This window comes from Xanthomonas sp. NCPPB 1325 (assembly GCF_041477645.2).
Taxonomy (GTDB): Bacteria; Pseudomonadota; Gammaproteobacteria; order Xanthomonadales; family Xanthomonadaceae; genus Xanthomonas; species Xanthomonas cannabis.
On record NZ_CM192985.1, the window covers coordinates 2090117 to 2106245 of the forward strand.

Consider the following 16129-nt stretch of genomic DNA (forward strand, 5'->3'; position numbering starts at 1 on the left):
GACGTGTGCCCCCGTCCGCTGCAGGCCGCGCAAGCCTGCGCGTGCCGCAGTGGCGTATCGGCACTTACTTGGGTAGATCGAAGACCAGCACTTCTGCATCGCGGGCATCGGCCAGCACGATCTCCGGCTCACCGATGATCTGCACGGCATCGCCGGCCGACAACGCCTGCCCATTGATGCTCAGGTTGCCGCGCGCCACTTGCACGTAGCCGATGCGCCCTTCGGCCAGCGGTTGTTGCAGGCGTGCGTCGCCGTCCAGGATCGAGGCATACAGGCGTGCATCCTGGTGCAAGCGGAGCGAACCGTCTTCGCCGCCGGGCGAGGCAATCAGGCGCAGCTGGTTGCGCTTGCTGTCGGCATCGAAGTGCTTTTCTTCGTAGCTCGGTTCGATGCCGTTGCGCTCGGGCATCACCCAGATCTGCAGGAAGTGCACTGGCTCGCTGGACGAGTGATTGAACTCGCTATGGGTCACGCCGCTGCCCGCGCTCATGCGCTGCACGTCGCCGTAGTGCAGCACCGAACCGGTGCCCATGCTGTCCTTGTGCTCCAGCGCACCGCCCAGGACGTAGGAAATGATTTCCATGTCGCGGTGGGCGTGGGTGCCGAAGCCTTCGCCCGGGACCACCTTGTCTTCGTTGATCACCCGCAGCGGGCCGATGCCCATATGGCGCGGATCGTGGTAGCTGGCAAAGGAGAAGGTATGGCGCGAGGACAGCCAGCCGTGTTCGGCGCGGCCACGGGTTTCGCTCTTGCGGACATTCAACATGATGCTGCTCCTTGAAAGATTCGAATTGGCGCTGGGGGCTGAATCGCTGTCCCAGCGGCTTGATGCGTAGTCTCTGCCTGTACGCGCGGGAGAAAAAGCGAGTAGATTTGGTCGCTATCATCGAAAAAATCGAACAATGAAAATCAGCCTCGAGGCCTTGCAGATCCTGGATGCGATCGACCGCCGTGGTTCCTTTGCCGCAGCGGCCAAGGTGTTGTTCAAGGTGCCCTCGACCATCTCCTACACGGTGTCCAAGCTGGAAGAGGACCTGGGAGTGCAGCTGTTCGAGCGGGTCGGCCCCAAGGCGACGCCGACGCAGGCCGGACGCGAGCTATTGCGCGAAGGGCGGCACCTGTTGCGCGCCGCGCAGGAGCTGGAGGTGCGGGTGCGGCGGGTAGCCTCCGGTTGGGAGTCGGATTTCGCGATCGGGCTGGACGCGGTCCTGCCGGCGGCGTTGTTGCAACCGCAGATCCTGGACTTCTACACGGTGGCCGACAGCACCCGGCTGCGCGTGCTCAGCGAGTCGCTGTCCGGCAGTTGGGAGGCCTTGCTGGACCGGCGTGTGGACCTGATCGTGGCGGCCGGCGAGGGGCCGAGCGGGGGCGGCTATGTCGCCGAGCCGATCGGCACCTTGCGCTTCGTGTTCGCGGTGGCGGCCACGCATCCTCTGGCGGGCGCGCAACGACTGGGCGTGGCCGAGCTGGCCGAGCATCGGGCGATTGCCGTGGCGGACTCGGCGCGGCGTCTGCTGCCGCGCACCGTCGGCCTATTGTCCGGACGCGATGTGCTGACCGTGCCGGACATGCACACCAAGCTGTTGCTGCAGCTTGGCGGTGCCGGCTACGGCTTCCTGCCCGAGCCGTACGCACGCGGCGCGCTGCACGACGGCCTGCTGGTCGAGGTGCCGGTGGAAACCCCCAAAGCCGACGAGACGTTCTACCTGGCGTGGCGGCCGGGCGAGGAGGGCGAAGCGCTGGGGTGGTGGCGGCGTGCCCTGCGTCGGGACCACTTGTTCGCGCACTGGTTGCAGGCGCTCGCCGAAACGTATCGTTTCGTTGCTGCCAGGCAGCCGGTGGCATGACCAAGGGCGGATAATGGTCGCTCGCCGTCGCGCAGGATCCCCGCATGCAAGGCTTGATCGAACAGTACGGATTGGCGCTGGTGTTCGCCAACGTACTGGCATTGTCGCTCGGGCTGCCGGTACCGGCGTTACCGACACTGGTGCTGGTTGGGGCCGGTTACGCGCTGCGCGATGGTAGCGATGCGTGGCTGGCCGGTCTGGCGGCGTGGGGCGTGTCGGTGCTGGCCAGCCTGCTGGGCGATCTGGCCTGGTATTTGGCCGGCCGTCGTTTCGGTAACCGCACCTTGCAGTCGCTGTGCCGGTTGTCGCTGTCGCGCGATACCTGCATGAAGCAGACCGAGCGGTTTTTCTCGCGCTGGGGTGTGCGGGTGCTGGCGGTGGCCAAGTTCGTGCCGGGCCTGTCGATGGTGTCGGTGCCCATGGCCGGCGCGATGCGGGTACGGCCCGGCGCCTTCCTGCGCTACGACGCATTCGGTGCCTCGCTGTGGGCCCTGGTCGGGCTGGGCCTGGGGGCCGTGTTCGCCGATCAGGTGCAGGATGTGCTCGGCTTCCTGTCGGAGCTGGGCTCCGGAGCCGTGGCGGTGCTCGTAGCGCTGTTGGCGGGCTACGTCGGCTGGCGTTGGTGGCGCCGCCACAGCCTGCTGCGGTCGCTGGACCATGCGCGCATCGCGGTGGAGGAGCTGGTGCCGTTGCTGGATGGCGATGAGAGCCTGCGGCCCACCGTGCTGGATATCCGGGCACCGGGGTATCGCGACCTGCAGCCCTACACGATCCCTGGCGCGGTATTTGCCGACGAGCGTCAGCTTGCGCAGATCCTGGCCAGCGTGCCGCGCGAGCGCAGTGTGGTGATTTATTGCGCATGCCCGGACGAAGTGTCTGCGGCCTGGTTGGCGGGGCGGATGCGTGAGCGTGGCTATCGCGATGTGCGCCCGCTGCGCGGCGGACTGGATGCATGGCGCGACGCCGGACATCCAGTGACCTCGTTGTTGCCGGTCGTGGTGGTGGGCGGCGCGGAAGCGGTGCGCGCCACGGCTTGATCGTCGTGTGCAGGCGTTCGACGTGCGCAGTGAAAGCCGATTGCTTCGGCAGTGCGACCGTTCTGCCTGCACGGCGATGCGCGCGGCCATCCATGTCCCGGGTGTTGAACGCAACGGCGATCTTGTCCTGGTTTCCAGCGTCATGCCGCCGCTCGCCTTGCGTGGTTGCAATGCCGGAGGTGCAGGGCAGGGAGCAAACGACAGGCAAAAAAAAGACCAGCAAGCTGGTCATTTTCTTCAAGATTGGTGCGCCCGGAGAGATTCGAACTCCCGACCGCCTGGTTCGTAGCCAGGTACTCTATCCAACTGAGCTACGGGCGCATATCTTGTTTTTGACTTGTCATCCGCTGCAACACAGCTGGACGTTCAACTGAAAAGACAGCGGTTCAATGCTGTCTTTTGTGGTTCCTGAAGATGGTGCGCCCGGAGAGATTCGAACTCCCGACCGCCTGGTTCGTAGCCAGGTACTCTATCCAACTGAGCTACGGGCGCCTCGTCAGGAGCGGAATTATGCGGATGCCCGACGTACTCGTCAATCCCTTTGTGAACTTCGATTGCCGTTGACCTCGACACCAAGGCTGCCAACGAGCGCGGCAGCCACTGCAGCGGGCGCCTTCATCCATGCGAAGTGATCGCTGCGCACGCCCAGCTGCGCATCCTGCAGGTGCTGCAGCCGGGCATGTGCCTGCGGCATCTTGTCCAGCAGTGCGTGCAACGCCGCCGGCGGGCCGAAGTTGTCGCGTGCGAAGGTCAGCGCAGTGATCGAAGTGGTCAATGCACCCAGTGCATGTTCCAGATCCCAGGTCGTGCCGGCGGCGCGATAGCGGTTGCTGCGGCCCACCTGTGCCCAATCGGCGATCAGGCCGCGCGCTTCGGTCCCGCCGAAGCCGAGCCTGCGCCCATGCAGCACGCCTCGCAGCTTTGCCAGCCACGGCAGGGCGCGAAACGCCAACGGCAGGCCATAGCGCATGGGGCGCGGGAAATGGCGCCAGTAAGGCGAGCCGCTGGCCACCAGCCACAGCTGTGCAAGCGGAGAGGCATGCGTCGCCGGCGTGAGCCGCAGCGCGGCGTGGCAGCAGGCCAGTTGGCCGCCCAGGCTATGGCCGCCCAGGATGCGTGGAAGTTGCGGGTCGTGCCGATCCAGCAAGGCGTGGCTGGCCGGAAGATCCTCGGCCAGCAGCGTGCGGTAACCCCAATCGTACTCGCGCGACGGGCGCAGGCTGCTGCTGCCATTGCCACGCCATTCGTGCAGATACACCGCGATGCCGGCCGATGCGAGCACCTGCGCGAACGGTTGATAATGCCGCGCCGCCACGCCCAAGGCCGGCAGCCATAGCAGCGCGGCCAGTGGCTGTGCCGGCGCGTAGCGCATCACCTGCCAGCGGTGCCCGTCGGCGGCGCTCGCGCTCATGGTGGTGCTGTGTACGCTCATGCGCCGTGCGCAGCGCCGAAGTGGTCGAGCACCAGCACATCACTGTGCCCGGGGCGTTGGCCGAGGTGGATTGCGCGTGCCACGTAGTCGATGGCCGCTTCGCAGGCATTGAGGAGCGACAGGCCCTGGCACAGTTGTGCGGCGATCGCGGCCGACAGACTGCAGCCGGTGCCATGCGCGTCGACCTGCACACGTGGATGCATGAAGACATCCTGGGTAACGCCGTCATCGAAGCGATCGAACACACGTGCGCCTTCGTGCAGATGGCCGCCCTTGAGCAGCACCGCGTTGGCGCCCAGATCGAGCAGCGCGGCGGTGGCGTGTTCGGCGGCATCGGCGTCGTCGATGCGGCGGCCGGTCAATAGCTCCGCTTCGGGCGTGTTGGGGGTGACCAGCGTGGCCAGCGGCAGCAGACGGGTGCGCAAGGCGTCCAGCGCGGCGTCTTCAAGCAGGCGTGCGCCGCTGGTGGACACCATCACCGGATCGAGCACCACGAATGGTGGGCGATGCCGTTCGAGCAGGTCCGCCACGCAATGGATGACGTCGGCATTGGCCAGCATGCCGAGCTTGACGGCCTGGATCTGGAAATCGGCAAAGCAGGCATCCACCTGCGCCTGCAGAAATGGCAGCGGCGGGATGTGCACGGCGGTGACGGCGCGGGTATGTTGCGCAGTCAAGGCGGTGATCGCCGATAACCCGTGCACGCGATGCGCGGCGAAGGTCTTGAGGTCGGCCTGGATGCCGGCACCACCGCCGGAATCGGAGCCGGCGATGGTCAATGCGGACAGCGTGCTGGGCGTGGTCATGCGCCGATTCTGCACGGTCCGATTGCAGCTGTGCAGAACCGGTGTCTGAACGCTGCCTGCGCCTGCCAGCGCTTACCGCAGGATCACGGCGGTGCCCCGTTCACCGCGATCTGCGAGAACGCGCCGGTCTGCGGGTCGTACAACGCACCCCAGAACATGTTGCCGCCATCGCAGGCCTGGATCGCCTCGGTGGCCGGTTTCATCTGCGGCGTGTTCGGCAGCTTGAAGGCGTTGATGTAGATCAGCTGCTGGCCCCCGATCACCACACCCACGTACTGGCGGTCGAACTCGCGCGGCTCGGCGATGGTGGGCGTCAACGCGTCCTGCCGGGATTCGAGCTGTTCGATCTGCTGATGGTTCGGTGCCCAGTAGCCGGTGATCTGGCCCGGATGACGCGCCGGGCTGTCGCGCGAGCAGGTCTGCAGCACCTGCTCGGCCACGCCCTGGCGCGTGATGATCCACGACTGCCCGTTCTTGAGATTGGTCGGCACGCTGGATGGTCCCTGCGTGGTGGCGCAGCCGGCCAGCGCGAGCACGGCCAGCGCCGCCGCGCCGCGAAGCGCGCGCATCACAACACCTCCGAGGCGAAGTCGGCCAGGCGCGAGCGCTCGCCGCGCCGTAGCGTGATGTGCGCGCTGTGCGGCCAGGCCTTGAAGCGATCCACCGCGTAGGTCAGACCCGAGGTCGTTTCGGTGAGGTAGGGCGTGTCGATCTGTTCGACGTTGCCCAGGCACACGATCTTGGTACCGGGGCCGGCACGGGTGATCAGCGTCTTCATCTGCTTCGGCGTGAGGTTCTGCGCCTCGTCCAGGATCAGATACCGCGACAGGAAGGTGCGCCCGCGCATGAAGTTCATCGAACGGATCTTGATGCGGCTTGCCAGCAGGTCGTTGGTGGCGGCGCGCCCCCATGCGCCGCCTTCCTGATTGTGCGTGAGCACTTCCAGGTTGTCGGTCAGCGCGCCCATCCACGGCGTCATCTTTTCTTCTTCGGTACCGGGCAAAAAGCCGATGTCTTCGCCCACGCTGACGGTGGCGCGGGTCATGATGATCTCGCGGTAACGCTGCTGGTCCATGGTCTGCGCCAATCCGGCGGCGAGCGCGAGCAGGGTCTTGCCGGTGCCGGCGGTGCCGAGCAGGGTGACGAAATCGATCTCCGGGTCCATCAAGGCATTGAGCGCGAAATTCTGCTCGCGGTTGCGCGCCACGATGCCCCACACCGCATGCTGGCCGCTACGGAAGTCGTCCACCAGGCACAGCGTAGCCTTGCCGCCGCCCACCTTGGCCACACGCAGTTCCACCTCGTCTTCGCCAGGCAGGTACAGGTACTGGTTGGGGTACCAGTCTTCGTCCTCGGCCAGCACGATCTCGTAGTGCGTGCGGCCGCGTTCGTTCCAGCTGCGCAGGTCTTCGTTGTGCTTCTGCCAGAAGTCTTCCGGCAGCTCGATGGCGCCGGTGAACAGCAGGCTGAAATCGTCCAGCGCGCGGTCGTTCTGATAATCCTCCGCCACCAGGCCGCTGATGTAGGCCTTGATGCGCAGGTTGATGTCCTTGGACACCAGAATGACCGGCACGTCCGGATGGTCTTCGCGCAGCGCCAGCACCGAGGCCAGGATCTTGTTGTCCGGCAGCATGGCGCCGAAGGTGCGGCCCGGGTCGATCGGTTTGATCTGGAAAAACAGCCGGCCGATCGCGGCCTGGCCCTTGAGCTGGATGCCCTGCGGGTGGCTGAGCAGGATGCCGGCCTGGATCTGCTCGGCGTTGGTGTTTTCCAGCAATTCGTCCAGGAACCGGCTGACCTGGCGCGCATTGCGGCTGACTTCGGAGGTGCCCTTCTTGGCGTTGTCGAGCTCCTCGATCACCTGCATCGGCAGGAACACATCGTGTTCTTCGAACTTGAACAGCGCGGTGGGATCGTGCATCAGCACGTTGGTGTCCAGCACGTAGATGCGCTTGCCTCGGGTCATTGGGTCTTCCAAGTGATGGAGCAGGGGCGAGCCATCACGCCTGCAGGTGCAGGGTGATGGAGGACGCGGGAGGCGAGGGGGGTCACTGTTTGGCGTGCGCCTTCACTGCAGCCAGCACGGCCTCGGCATGGCCGGCGACCTTGACCTTGCGCCAGGCCTGCACGACATGCCCCTCGGGCGACAGCAGGAAGGTGCTGCGCTCGATGCCGAGCACCTGTTTGCCGTACATGTTCTTTTCCTTGATCACGTCGAAGGCGCGACACAGCGCTTCATCGCTGTCGCTGATCAAGGGGAAGGTGAAGCCTTGCTTGGCGCAGAAGTTGTCGTGCGACTTCACCGAATCGCGCGAAACGCCCAGCACCATCGCACCGGCCTTTTTGAACTGCGGCAGCAGCGCGTTGAAGTCCAGGCCTTCGGTGGTGCAGCCAGGCGTGCTGTCCTTCGGGTAGAAGTACAGCACCAGCCATTTGCCGGCGTAGTCGCGCAGGGTGGTCTGGGTGCCGCCGGACAGCGCCAGCGGCAGGTCGAAGGTTGCAGCGGGTAATTCCAGCACAGCGTCGGTCATCGTTGCTCAGCCTCAGCGGGAGGGGCGTGCGGCGCGGTCAGGCCGGGCCGACATCCATCCCATCATAAGCAGCCACATGGAAACGTTTGGCGAGTGCGTCGAACTGCGCATTGCGCTGATTCAGCGACTCGATGGTGTGGTGCTCTTTCTTGTCCACATGCAGGAAATACGACTCCTCGTCGTCGCCATCGTCTTCGTCGCGTTCGCCGAGAAAGATATCGATGACGCGGTAGCCATCCTGGGTCAATTGCTCGGCGAGTTTCTGCAGCGGTTCCTGCGCCGGATCGGCAAAAAAATATTCCCAGCGCAGCGGGCCATCGAGGTTCCAGTCGGTCTCGGAGCGGATGTGGTCGAACATCTGTTTCAGCGCGGATTGGGCGATGGCCATGGTACGTCTGCCTTAGAACTTCATCGGGTCCATGATCGCGTCGAGATTGAGGTGATCACAGAATTCCAGGAAATCATCGCGCAATGCGGCGATGTGCATGTTGGCCGGCACCCCGATCGTCACCTGCGCAGAGAACATCTCCGCGCCGGTCTGCATGGCGCGGTAGCGCGTGCTCTGCAGGTTTTCGATGGTGATGCCCTGGCGGTCGAAGAAGTCGGCCAGCTGAAACAGGATGCCGGGCTTGTCGGCGGCGATCACTTCGACGATGTAGGGCAGCAGGTTGGACTGGGTCTGCTTGGGACCGGTGCGGTACCACACCAGCTTGAGGCCTTCCTCGCGTTCGAGCCGGGTCAGCATCGCTTCGAGCTTGGCGACCGAATCCCAGGAGCCGGTGGCCAGTGCGGTAACCGAGACATCGCGCCCCACCGTGGCCAGACGGGCGTCCACGAGATTGCAGCCGCTGTCGGCGATGCGGCGGGTGACGGGCAACAGGGGGGACTCCGGATGCGTCGTGTAGGCGTTGATCAGGAGGTGGTTTTCGGTCGGCAAAGGCCGGGGGGTCGAGTCGGTCAAAGGGGCTTCCGGCATTGCATCAGGCTGAATGGCCGCCCGGGCAGGCGCCCTGGCGGTGACCAGCATACTTGCCCGTGGTTTCGCGCCGCAAGTAACATGCGGGTGGTCTCAACCCGCGCCCGCGCGGGCCTTCCCTGTCACGTAAGAGCAGCAGAATCTTGTCCCTTTCCGGCATCATCACCGCGCTGGCGACCCCTTTCGGCCCGGATGGCGCACTCGACCTGGATGCCTGGCGGCGGCTGCTGGAGCAGCAGCTGCACGGTGGCGTGCAGGGAATCGTGGTTGCCGGCTCCACCGGCGAAGCCGCCGCGCTGAGCGACGACGAATACGACACGCTACTGCGCGCCGCGGTGGCGCAGGTGGCCGGCCGGGTACCGGTGCTCGCCGGCACCGGGCTGTCCGGTACGGCAAAGACCATTGCGCAGACACGTCGCGCCGCCGCGCTGGGCGCGCAATACGCGTTGGTGGTCACGCCGCCGTACGTGCGTCCGACCCAGGCCGGGCTGAAAGCACACTTCCTGGCGGTGGCCGACAACGGCGGCTTGCCGGTGGTGCTGTACAACGTGCCTGGCCGCACCGGCTGCGACCTGCTGCCGGAGACGGTGGCCGAACTGGTCGGGCACCCCAGCATCGTCGGCATCAAGGAGGCCCGTAGCGAGCCCGAGCGCATTGCCGCACTGGTGGCACTGCGCAGCGATAGCTTCGTGGTGCTCAGCGGCGATGACGGCAGCGCGGCGCACGCGATGCTGTCCGGCGCCGCGGGGCTGGTGTCGGTGGCATCCAATGCCTTGCCGGCAGCCTACCGTCGCCTGTGCGATCTGGCCCGCGATGGCCAGCGCGAGGCCGCCACCGCCTGGGATGCGCGCCTGAGCGAATATCACAGCTTCTGCGGGATCGAATCCAATCCCATCCCGGTCAAGGCGTTGCTGCAGCGCGCCGGGATCGGGCACGGCCTGCGCTTGCCGCTGCTGCCACTCTCCGCGGCGCACCAGCCTGCCGCCGACCGCCTTGCCGCCGACGCCATTGCGTTGGAAGCGCTTTCCAGCCGCGAAATGCTCGCGGCCTGACCCAGGAGATCTATCGATGCGTCATTCCGTTTCCCCCGTCCGCGTGCTGTCGCTCGCGTTGCTGGCGACCGCCACCGTCGCTGCCACGAGCGGTTGCAGCTGGTTTCACAAGGGCGCGCGCGGCGACTATGCGCTGGCCCCGGAAGCCCGGCCGCTGGAAGTGCCGCCGGACCTGAACCTGCCCGACACCTCCGGTGCGATGAAGGTGCCAACCCTGGCCTCCACCACGCAACAGAACGCCAACACGCCGCCGTCGGCGAGCGCCAACAGCGGTTTTACCGTGGCCGGCGAGCGCGATGAGGTGTTCGCCAAGGTCGGCACGGCGCTGGCCGAGATTCCGGGCCTGACCATCGCCAGCAAGGCGCAGATGCTGGGTTCCTACGATGTGAGCTACGAAGGCTCCAGCTTCCTGGTGCGCGTGGTCAAGGTCGATGCGGGCAGCTACGTGTCGGCAGTAGACCCGCGCGGCATGCCGGCCACGGCAGCGGCGCCGGTGGCGGTGATCAGCTCGCTCAAGGGCAAGCTTGGCGGCTGAGCGGGGCACACGGCTGGACAGCAAAACGGGCGCCCCTGGCGCCCGTTTTGCGTTATGCGGTTGGGTTGCGGCTGCGCTGTGGGCGCCGCGCCGCATCTGATCGCGGCGATCAGCGCTGCAGCAGCGGCAACTTGTTCGGCTTGCCATCCCATTCGGCCGCATCGAGCAGCGGTTCCTGACGCACGGTCAGCACCGGCCAGGCCTTGGCCAGCTCGGCGTTGAGCGCGACGAAGGCTTCCTGACCTGCTGGCACGTCGTCTTCCGGGTAGATCGCATTGGCCGGACACTCGGGCTCGCACAGGGTGCAGTCGATGCACTCGTCCGGATCGATCACCAGAAAGTTCGGGCCGACGTGGAAGCAATCCACCGGGCAGACCTCGACGCAGTCGGTGTATTTGCACTTGATGCAGTTTTCGGTGACAACAAAAGGCATGGCGGAATCCGGCGTTTAGCCTGTCAATTCTAAAGCAGTCGGGGGACGGGTGTGGAGTGGATGATCTTTAGGGGTGGCGTTGCGATTTTTGCTGCGGCAGCCGCGTACCGTCCTGCGCAAGTAGTGCCTGTCGGTTAGTCAGGTTGGCTGACGGCGGTGCTCGCTTTGAGCAGTGTTAGGTGAGTTCGTCGAGTTGGCTGTCTGCCGCCGTACCCTCACCCCAACCCCTCTCCCGCAGGGAGAGGGGCTTTAGTTCCTTCTCCCGTCGGGAGAAGGTGGCGCGCAGCGCCGGATGAGGGTACGGGCAAAGCCTCGTGCAGCTGGAAAACACGGTGGCTACCTCCGTACCCTCACCCCAACCCCTCTCCCGTAGGAGAGGGGCTTCTTGCTCCTGCGTTTTTCCGGTCAGACCAGCCCGCGCTGCCTGGCCAGCGCGAACAACCCTGCCGCTGCCAGGTCTTCCGGATGCAGCTGGCTTTCGACGCCCAGATGCTGCAGCGCCAGGGCATACCGCTGGGCCAGCGCCGGGCTGCCGACCAGATGCACGATGGCATGATCGCCGCGGTGCTCGCGCAGTTCGTGGCCGATCAACAGGCCCGAGAGGTAGGACGGCAGTGCCGCAGAGGACAGGCGTTCGAACAGGCCGAGCGTGCGGGTGCCGAACAGATGGTGGCTGAGGCCGCCAGCGTCGGCGCTGCGGTCGACACCTTGCAGGAATGCAGCGGCGTCCAGTTCGGCGTGATCGTCGTCCATCAGCTTGCCGAGGATGCTGTGTTGACGCAGCACGGCATACAGCTCGCCGGTCATGACGGTGGCGAACCCGGTCAGCTGGCCGTTGGCGATCCGCGCCCACTTGCTGTGCGTGCCGGGCAGGCAGGCGACATGCTCACCGTCACCAAGTGCGGCGATCAGGCCGACCAGCTGGGTTTCTTCGCCACGCATCACGTCCGGCACGCCGTCGTGTTCGCCGGTGCTCACGCCCGGCACGAACCACAACGCGCGGCCGGGCAGCAGGTCGTCTTCGCTGCGCATCGCCTGGGCGAGCGCGGCGGTGCCGGCCGGGCAGGGCAGATAGGGTTGTTCGACCCAGCCGTTGCGGCTGCCGATCATGCCCGACAGCAGCAGCGGGCCGTCCCAGCCTGCGATCAGCCTGGTGAGTACCTCGGCGAAGCGGCCCTGGCAGGCCAGGATGCCGTCGCTGCCGCGGCGTTGCTCCAGCACGGCGCCGGTGGCGTCGAGCAGATAGGCGCGCAGGCTGCTGGTGCCCCAATCGACGGCGATCATGCGCTGGCCACCCGGCTCTCGGGCAGGCCGGCGATGGCGACATCGCAGACGAACAGGCCGCCGGCGTCGGGCATGCGCGCGAGTTCATCGGCACTGTGGTCCAGGCGCGAGGAGATCACGTGCAGGCGATCCAGTGCCGCGCCGCCGAACGCGCTGCAGGTGGGGTGCTTGATCGGCAATTGCACGATGCGCTCCACGCTGCCGTCGGGGCGGTAGCGCACCACGCGGCAGGCGCGCCATTGCGCGTTCCACAGGTGGCCTTCGCTGTCGATGATCGAGCCATCCGGCTCGGCGTCGTCGCGATCCAGGGTGGCGAACACGCGCGTGTTGCTGGTCTGCGCGGTCTCCGGGTCGTAGTCGCAGCACAGGATCTGCGGGCGCACGGAATCGCAGTAGTACAGCGTGCGGCAGTCCAGGCTGAAGCAGATCGAGTTGGGGATCGATACGCCCGGCAACGGCAGCGCACGCAAGCCGTGCCGCAGCGAAAACTGGTAGAACGCGCCGCGCGCGGCCTTGCTGTCGTGTTCGTCCATGGTGCCGAACACCAGATTGCCATGCCGGTCGACGCGGCCATCGTTACTGCGCGTGAGCGGGTTGTCGGCTTCGATATCGGCCAGTTTTTCGAATGGCAGCAGGTCGGCGTCGGTGTTGTCCGGATCGACCACGCCAATCGCCTTGGCCAAGGCGACCAGCACGCGGCCGTCGTCCATCAGGCCCAGGCAGCCCGGGCGATCGGGCAGCGTCCAGTAGCGCGATTGCGCCGTGGCCGGATGATGCCGCCACAGGCGCTTTTCAACGATGTCGACCCAGTACAGCGCCTGGCGCTGCTCGCACCACAGCACGCCTTCGCCATGCGTGCAGCGGCTATCGACCGCCAGTACGGCGGTGTGCTCCGGCGTGCTCACCATTCGGCGATGCTGCCATCGGCATGGCGCCACACCGGGTTGCGCCAGTCCGGCGGGTTTTCGTTTGCGCGCTTGAGCATGTCTTCGTCGATCTCCACACCGAGCCCGGGTTTGGGCAGGGCGGCGATACTGCCATCGACACACTGAAAATCGTCTTTATTGATGACGTAATCGAGCAGGTCGGCGCCTTCGTTGTAATGGATACCGATGCTCTGTTCCTGCAGCACCGCGTTATGCGAGACGAAGTCCACGTGCAGGCAGGCGGCGAGCGCGATCGGGCCGAGCGGGCAGTGCGGGGCGAAGCCGACGTCGTAGGCTTCGGCCATCGCGGCGATCTTGACGCATTCGGTGATGCCGCCGGCATGCGAGAGATCAGGCTGCACCATGCCGATGCCGCCGGCACACAGCACGTTCTTGAATTCGAAGCGCGAGAACATGCGCTCGCCGGCCGCCAGCGGAATCGAGGTGCTTGCGGCCAGGCGCGGGTAGTACTCGGCCTGTTCGGCCAGTACCGGCTCTTCGACGAACAGCGGCTTGAACGGTTCCAGCTCGCGCAGCAGCGCCTTGGCCATCGGCGCGCCGACGCGGCCGTGGAAGTCGATGCCGAAGTCGATGGTATTGCCGAAGGCTTCGCGGATTTCGGCCACCTTGACCACGGCTGCGTCGACCGCGCGCGCGCTGTCGATGAGCTTCATTTCTTCGGTGCCGTTGAACTTGAAGGTGTCAAAACCCAGCGCGCGGTAGTCGGTGATCTGCTGGATGATGGCGCCGGGGCGGTCGCCGCCGACCCAGCGATAGGTCTTCATGCGGTCGCGCACCAGCCCGCCCAGCAGCTCGTACACCGGTACGCCCAGCGCCTTGCCCTTGATGTCCCACAACGCCTGGTCGATGCCGGCGATGGCGCTCATCAGGATGGCGCCGCCGCGATAGAAGCCGGCGCGGTACATCGTCTGCCACAGGTCGTTGATGCGCGCCGGGTCCTTGCCGACGACATAGCCGGCCAGTTCGTGCACGGCAGCTTCCACCGAACGCGCGCGGCCTTCGATGACCGGCTCGCCCCAACCGGTGATGCCCTCGTCGGTTTCGACCTTGAGGAACAGCCAGCGTGGTGCGGCGTGGTAGGTGGTGAGGCGGGTGATCTTCATCCTTGCAGTTCCTGGTAGGCCTGCACGAAGGCGCGTGCATGCGTCTGGGTTGTTTCGAGCGATTGCGCGGGTTTGTACAGTTCGCCGCCGATGCCGGCGCCGGCCGCGCCCTGGGCGATGAAGCCGGCCAGGGTCTGCGGGCTGACGCCGCCGACCACGTAGACCGGGATGTGCTTGGGCAGCACCGAGCGCAATGCGCGCACATGCGCGGCGCCATAGGTCGCTGCCGGGAACAGCTTGAGAATGGTGGCGCCCGCATCGATGGCGTCGAACGCCTCGCTGGCGGTGGCGAAGCCGGCCACCACGGTCAGCCCGCGCGACACCGCATGACGGATCAGCGACGGGCGCGTGTTGGGAGTGACGATGAAGCGCGCGCCGATCTCTGCCAGGGTGTCGACGTCTTCATTGCGCAGCACGGTGCCGGCACCGATCCAGGCGCGCTCGCCATAGGTTTGCTGGGCCAGCGCGATGCTCTGCTCCCAGCGCGGCGAATTGAGCGGGATCTCGATCGCGTCGAAGCCGGCGTCGATCAGCGCGCCGACGTGGTCAAGCGTTTCTTCCGGCGTGATGCCGCGCAGGATGGCGACCAGGGGCAGGGCGAACAGGCTGGCGGTGGTATCTGAGGTCATGCGGTTACTCGCGATAGAGCGGAAAGCGGCCATTGGCGACCCGGTGGCCGGCAACGTCGGGGGAACTTGCGCACTGCGCGCGGCAACAAGCCGTCGCCGCTGCGCAATGCAGCAGAAAAACGCAGGGCGGGGAAGAGGCGCCGCAACGCGCCGGAGGCGGCGTGGCGCGCGCAGCACGCCTGGAGCGACGGCCCGCAAGTGGCCGGCAAGGTACCGTCATCGTCGTCCACCTCCGCGGTCATGGCGTGCGTGTTGCCACCTCGTCGAAGATGGGTCACGTCTGTTCTGGCCGCGCCCGGGAGGTAGGGGCTCCTGCTGCGGCGAGCGCTAGCCTCGCGCGGGGAGATATGTGCTGCAAATGAAATTTTCGGCATATTCTATTCCTCCGACGAATACACGGCCGCAACCGCACCTCATGGCAAATTCCGGTACCCCCTGGTTCAACGCAGCCCGGCTCAAGACGCGCCAACTCCTGCTGCTGCTGCATCTGCACGAACAACGCTCGGTGCTGCGTGCGGCCGAGGCCGCCAGCATGACCCAGCCGGCGGCCTCCAAGCTGCTGGCGGAAATGGAGGACATGCTGGGGGTGAAACTGTTCGAGCGGCATGCCCGCGGTGTCGAGCCGACCTGGTACGGCCATGTGCTGATCCGGCGCGCCCGCGCGGCGATGTCCGAGATCGGCCGGGCGCAGGAAGAGATCGCCGCGTTGCGTGCCGGCCGCATGGGCCAGGCCTCGATCGGGACCGTGGTCAATCCGGGCACCAATCTGGTGCCGCAGGCCATTGCCGAGGTGAAGCGCGAGTTCCCGGACATCCTGGTGCGGGTGGAGATGGACTACAGCCGCCCGCTGGTGGCCAAGTTGCTGGATGGGCAGCTGGACATCGTGATCGGGCGCATCCTCGGCCCGGAGGGCGTGGGCGAACTGGAGTTCGAGCCGCTGGCCGACGAGCCGCATTCGGTGATCGCGCGGGCCGGCCACCCGCTGGCCAGCCGGGCCGGCCTGCAGCATGCCGATCTGGTGCGGCATGGCTGGATCCTGCCGCCGGCCGACAGCGTGCTGCGCGCACGCCTGGATTCGATGTTCATGGAGCACGGCGTGCAGACGCCGACCAACGCCATCGAGACTTCGTCACTTCCGGTCACCTCGACCCTGCTGCGTGGCACCGACATGCTGACGGCCTTGCCGGTGGAATCGGTGGCGCCGCTGATCCAGGCCAAATTGCTGACCGTGCTGCCGATCGAACTGGGCGTGCGGATGGAATCGTTCGGCATCATCCGTCGGCGCGATTACATCCTTCCGCCGGGTGCCGAACGCATCCTGCAGGCGTTGCGCACCACGGCGCGACGGCTGTATCCGGGACTGCGCGGGACAGAATCCCTTACCTAACAAGCTCTTCCATTTGTATTCCACGGAGTAATACCAGCCTGTGAATTTTTCATTGGCTGGCGCTAGACCGCGCGCCTATACCTGTGCGTCAGATCGCACGCTGAAGCGCACGTGAAGTCGGGCAGGTGAT

18 protein-coding genes and 2 tRNA genes are annotated in these 16129 nt (G+C 66.1%); 5 read left to right on the forward strand and 15 right to left on the reverse strand.

What is annotated here, in order from left to right; translation table 11 throughout:
- Positions 1–64: 64 nt before the first annotated feature.
- Positions 65–766, reverse strand: a complete 702-nt coding sequence (locus ACCQ10_RS08840; protein WP_372362813.1) for a pirin family protein — start codon at positions 764–766, stop codon at positions 65–67.
- 136 nt (positions 767–902) lie between these two features.
- Here ACCQ10_RS08840 and ACCQ10_RS08845 point away from each other — a divergent pair, with 136 nt between their 5' ends.
- Both ACCQ10_RS08845 and ACCQ10_RS08850 read left to right on the forward strand, forming a co-directional pair.
- Positions 903–1847, forward strand: a complete 945-nt coding sequence (locus ACCQ10_RS08845) for a LysR substrate-binding domain-containing protein (RefSeq protein WP_104580134.1) — start codon at positions 903–905, stop codon at positions 1845–1847.
- A 44-nt stretch (positions 1848–1891) separates the two neighbouring features.
- Positions 1892–2884, forward strand: a complete 993-nt coding sequence (locus ACCQ10_RS08850) for a DedA family protein/thiosulfate sulfurtransferase GlpE (protein WP_372362814.1) — start codon at positions 1892–1894, stop codon at positions 2882–2884.
- Between the two features lie 244 nt (positions 2885–3128).
- Here ACCQ10_RS08850 and ACCQ10_RS08855 read toward each other — a convergent pair.
- The 9 genes from ACCQ10_RS08855 to ACCQ10_RS08895 all read right to left on the reverse strand — a co-directional run bounded on the left by ACCQ10_RS08855 (position 3129) and on the right by ACCQ10_RS08895 (position 8680).
- Positions 3129–3205: transfer RNA gene (locus ACCQ10_RS08855), tRNA-Arg, on the reverse strand.
- Between the two features lie 94 nt (positions 3206–3299).
- Positions 3300–3376, reverse strand: a tRNA-Arg gene (locus ACCQ10_RS08860).
- A gap of 40 nt (positions 3377–3416) precedes the next feature.
- Positions 3417–4316 (reverse strand): alpha/beta hydrolase family protein, encoded by a 900-nt coding sequence (locus ACCQ10_RS08865; protein WP_372362815.1) that lies wholly within the window; start codon positions 4314–4316, stop codon positions 3417–3419.
- Complete coding sequence (gene thiD / locus ACCQ10_RS08870) at positions 4313–5122, reverse strand: bifunctional hydroxymethylpyrimidine kinase/phosphomethylpyrimidine kinase (RefSeq protein ID WP_184387129.1); 810 nt, start codon at positions 5120–5122, stop codon at positions 4313–4315. The genes ACCQ10_RS08865 and thiD overlap by 4 nt, the downstream gene beginning before the upstream one ends.
- A gap of 83 nt (positions 5123–5205) precedes the next feature.
- Complete coding sequence (locus ACCQ10_RS08875; protein ID WP_372362816.1) at positions 5206–5691, reverse strand: hypothetical protein; 486 nt, start codon at positions 5689–5691, stop codon at positions 5206–5208.
- Entirely contained in the window at positions 5691–7088 is a 1398-nt protein-coding gene (locus ACCQ10_RS08880) for a PhoH family protein (RefSeq protein ID WP_372362817.1), read from the reverse strand. The genes ACCQ10_RS08875 and ACCQ10_RS08880 overlap by 1 nt, the downstream gene beginning before the upstream one ends.
- 82 nt (positions 7089–7170) lie before the next feature.
- The gene (locus ACCQ10_RS08885) at positions 7171–7653 is read right to left on the reverse strand and encodes a peroxiredoxin (protein ID WP_372362818.1); all 483 of its coding nucleotides are present in this window, start codon (positions 7651–7653) and stop codon (positions 7171–7173) included.
- A 37-nt stretch (positions 7654–7690) separates the two neighbouring features.
- Positions 7691–8041, reverse strand: coding sequence for a ribonuclease E inhibitor RraB (locus ACCQ10_RS08890; protein WP_039404257.1), 351 nt, complete (start codon positions 8039–8041; stop codon positions 7691–7693).
- A 12-nt stretch (positions 8042–8053) separates the two neighbouring features.
- Complete coding sequence (locus ACCQ10_RS08895) at positions 8054–8680, reverse strand: glycine cleavage system transcriptional repressor (protein WP_081419256.1); 627 nt, start codon at positions 8678–8680, stop codon at positions 8054–8056.
- A gap of 92 nt (positions 8681–8772) precedes the next feature.
- Here ACCQ10_RS08895 and dapA point away from each other — a divergent pair, with 92 nt between their 5' ends.
- A complete protein-coding gene (gene dapA / locus ACCQ10_RS08900; protein WP_179455183.1) occupies positions 8773–9681 on the forward strand; it encodes a 4-hydroxy-tetrahydrodipicolinate synthase in 909 nt (302 codons plus the stop codon).
- Between the two features lie 16 nt (positions 9682–9697).
- On the forward strand, positions 9698–10216 hold the full coding sequence (locus ACCQ10_RS08905) for a hypothetical protein (protein WP_372362819.1): 519 nt from the start codon (positions 9698–9700) through the stop codon (positions 10214–10216).
- 109 nt (positions 10217–10325) lie between these two features.
- On the opposite strand, the gene fdxA is transcribed toward ACCQ10_RS08905, so the two are convergent.
- The 5 genes from fdxA to ACCQ10_RS08930 form a co-directional block, all read right to left on the reverse strand.
- On the reverse strand, positions 10326–10649 hold the full coding sequence (gene fdxA, locus ACCQ10_RS08910) for a ferredoxin FdxA (RefSeq protein ID WP_372362820.1): 324 nt from the start codon (positions 10647–10649) through the stop codon (positions 10326–10328).
- A 405-nt stretch (positions 10650–11054) separates the two neighbouring features.
- Positions 11055–11933: a 2-dehydro-3-deoxygalactonokinase gene (locus ACCQ10_RS08915; RefSeq protein WP_372362821.1), complete on the reverse strand. Its 879-nt coding sequence runs from the start codon at positions 11931–11933 to the stop codon at positions 11055–11057.
- The gene (locus tag ACCQ10_RS08920; RefSeq protein ID WP_372362822.1) at positions 11930–12841 is read right to left on the reverse strand and encodes an SMP-30/gluconolactonase/LRE family protein; all 912 of its coding nucleotides are present in this window, start codon (positions 12839–12841) and stop codon (positions 11930–11932) included. Before ACCQ10_RS08920 ends, ACCQ10_RS08915 begins: the two co-directional genes overlap by 4 nt.
- A complete protein-coding gene (dgoD, locus tag ACCQ10_RS08925; protein WP_039404273.1) occupies positions 12835–13983 on the reverse strand; it encodes a galactonate dehydratase in 1149 nt (382 codons plus the stop codon). The genes ACCQ10_RS08920 and dgoD overlap by 7 nt, the downstream gene beginning before the upstream one ends.
- Positions 13980–14612: a 2-dehydro-3-deoxy-6-phosphogalactonate aldolase gene (locus ACCQ10_RS08930; RefSeq protein WP_104580144.1), complete on the reverse strand. Its 633-nt coding sequence runs from the start codon at positions 14610–14612 to the stop codon at positions 13980–13982. Before ACCQ10_RS08930 ends, dgoD begins: the two co-directional genes overlap by 4 nt.
- 415 nt (positions 14613–15027) lie before the next feature.
- On the opposite strand from ACCQ10_RS08930, the gene ACCQ10_RS08935 reads away from it, so the two are divergent.
- Positions 15028–15999, forward strand: coding sequence for a LysR family transcriptional regulator (locus tag ACCQ10_RS08935; protein ID WP_372362823.1), 972 nt, complete (start codon positions 15028–15030; stop codon positions 15997–15999).
- Positions 16000–16129 lie beyond the last annotated feature (130 nt).

Coding starts and splice junctions, on each gene's coding strand:
- ACCQ10_RS08840 (WP_372362813.1), bottom strand. CDS start 766: ATGTTGAATGTCCGCAAGAGCGAAACCCGTGGCCGCGCCGAACACGGC.
- ACCQ10_RS08845 (WP_104580134.1), top strand. CDS start 903: ATGAAAATCAGCCTCGAGGCCTTGCAGATCCTGGATGCGATCGACCGC.
- ACCQ10_RS08850 (WP_372362814.1), top strand. CDS start 1,892: ATGCAAGGCTTGATCGAACAGTACGGATTGGCGCTGGTGTTCGCCAAC.
- ACCQ10_RS08865 (WP_372362815.1), bottom strand. CDS start 4,316: ATGAGCGTACACAGCACCACCATGAGCGCGAGCGCCGCCGACGGGCAC.
- thiD (WP_184387129.1), bottom strand. CDS start 5,122: ATGACCACGCCCAGCACGCTGTCCGCATTGACCATCGCCGGCTCCGAT.
- ACCQ10_RS08875 (WP_372362816.1), bottom strand. CDS start 5,691: ATGCGCGCGCTTCGCGGCGCGGCGGCGCTGGCCGTGCTCGCGCTGGCC.
- ACCQ10_RS08880 (WP_372362817.1), bottom strand. CDS start 7,088: ATGACCCGAGGCAAGCGCATCTACGTGCTGGACACCAACGTGCTGATG.
- ACCQ10_RS08885 (WP_372362818.1), bottom strand. CDS start 7,653: ATGACCGACGCTGTGCTGGAATTACCCGCTGCAACCTTCGACCTGCCG.
- ACCQ10_RS08890 (WP_039404257.1), bottom strand. CDS start 8,041: ATGGCCATCGCCCAATCCGCGCTGAAACAGATGTTCGACCACATCCGC.
- ACCQ10_RS08895 (WP_081419256.1), bottom strand. CDS start 8,680: ATGCTGGTCACCGCCAGGGCGCCTGCCCGGGCGGCCATTCAGCCTGAT.
- ACCQ10_RS08905 (WP_372362819.1), top strand. CDS start 9,698: ATGCGTCATTCCGTTTCCCCCGTCCGCGTGCTGTCGCTCGCGTTGCTG.
- fdxA (WP_372362820.1), bottom strand. CDS start 10,649: ATGCCTTTTGTTGTCACCGAAAACTGCATCAAGTGCAAATACACCGAC.
- ACCQ10_RS08915 (WP_372362821.1), bottom strand. CDS start 11,933: ATGATCGCCGTCGATTGGGGCACCAGCAGCCTGCGCGCCTATCTGCTC.
- ACCQ10_RS08920 (WP_372362822.1), bottom strand. CDS start 12,841: ATGGTGAGCACGCCGGAGCACACCGCCGTACTGGCGGTCGATAGCCGC.
- dgoD (WP_039404273.1), bottom strand. CDS start 13,983: ATGAAGATCACCCGCCTCACCACCTACCACGCCGCACCACGCTGGCTG.
- ACCQ10_RS08930 (WP_104580144.1), bottom strand. CDS start 14,612: ATGACCTCAGATACCACCGCCAGCCTGTTCGCCCTGCCCCTGGTCGCC.
- ACCQ10_RS08935 (WP_372362823.1), top strand. CDS start 15,028: ATGGCAAATTCCGGTACCCCCTGGTTCAACGCAGCCCGGCTCAAGACG.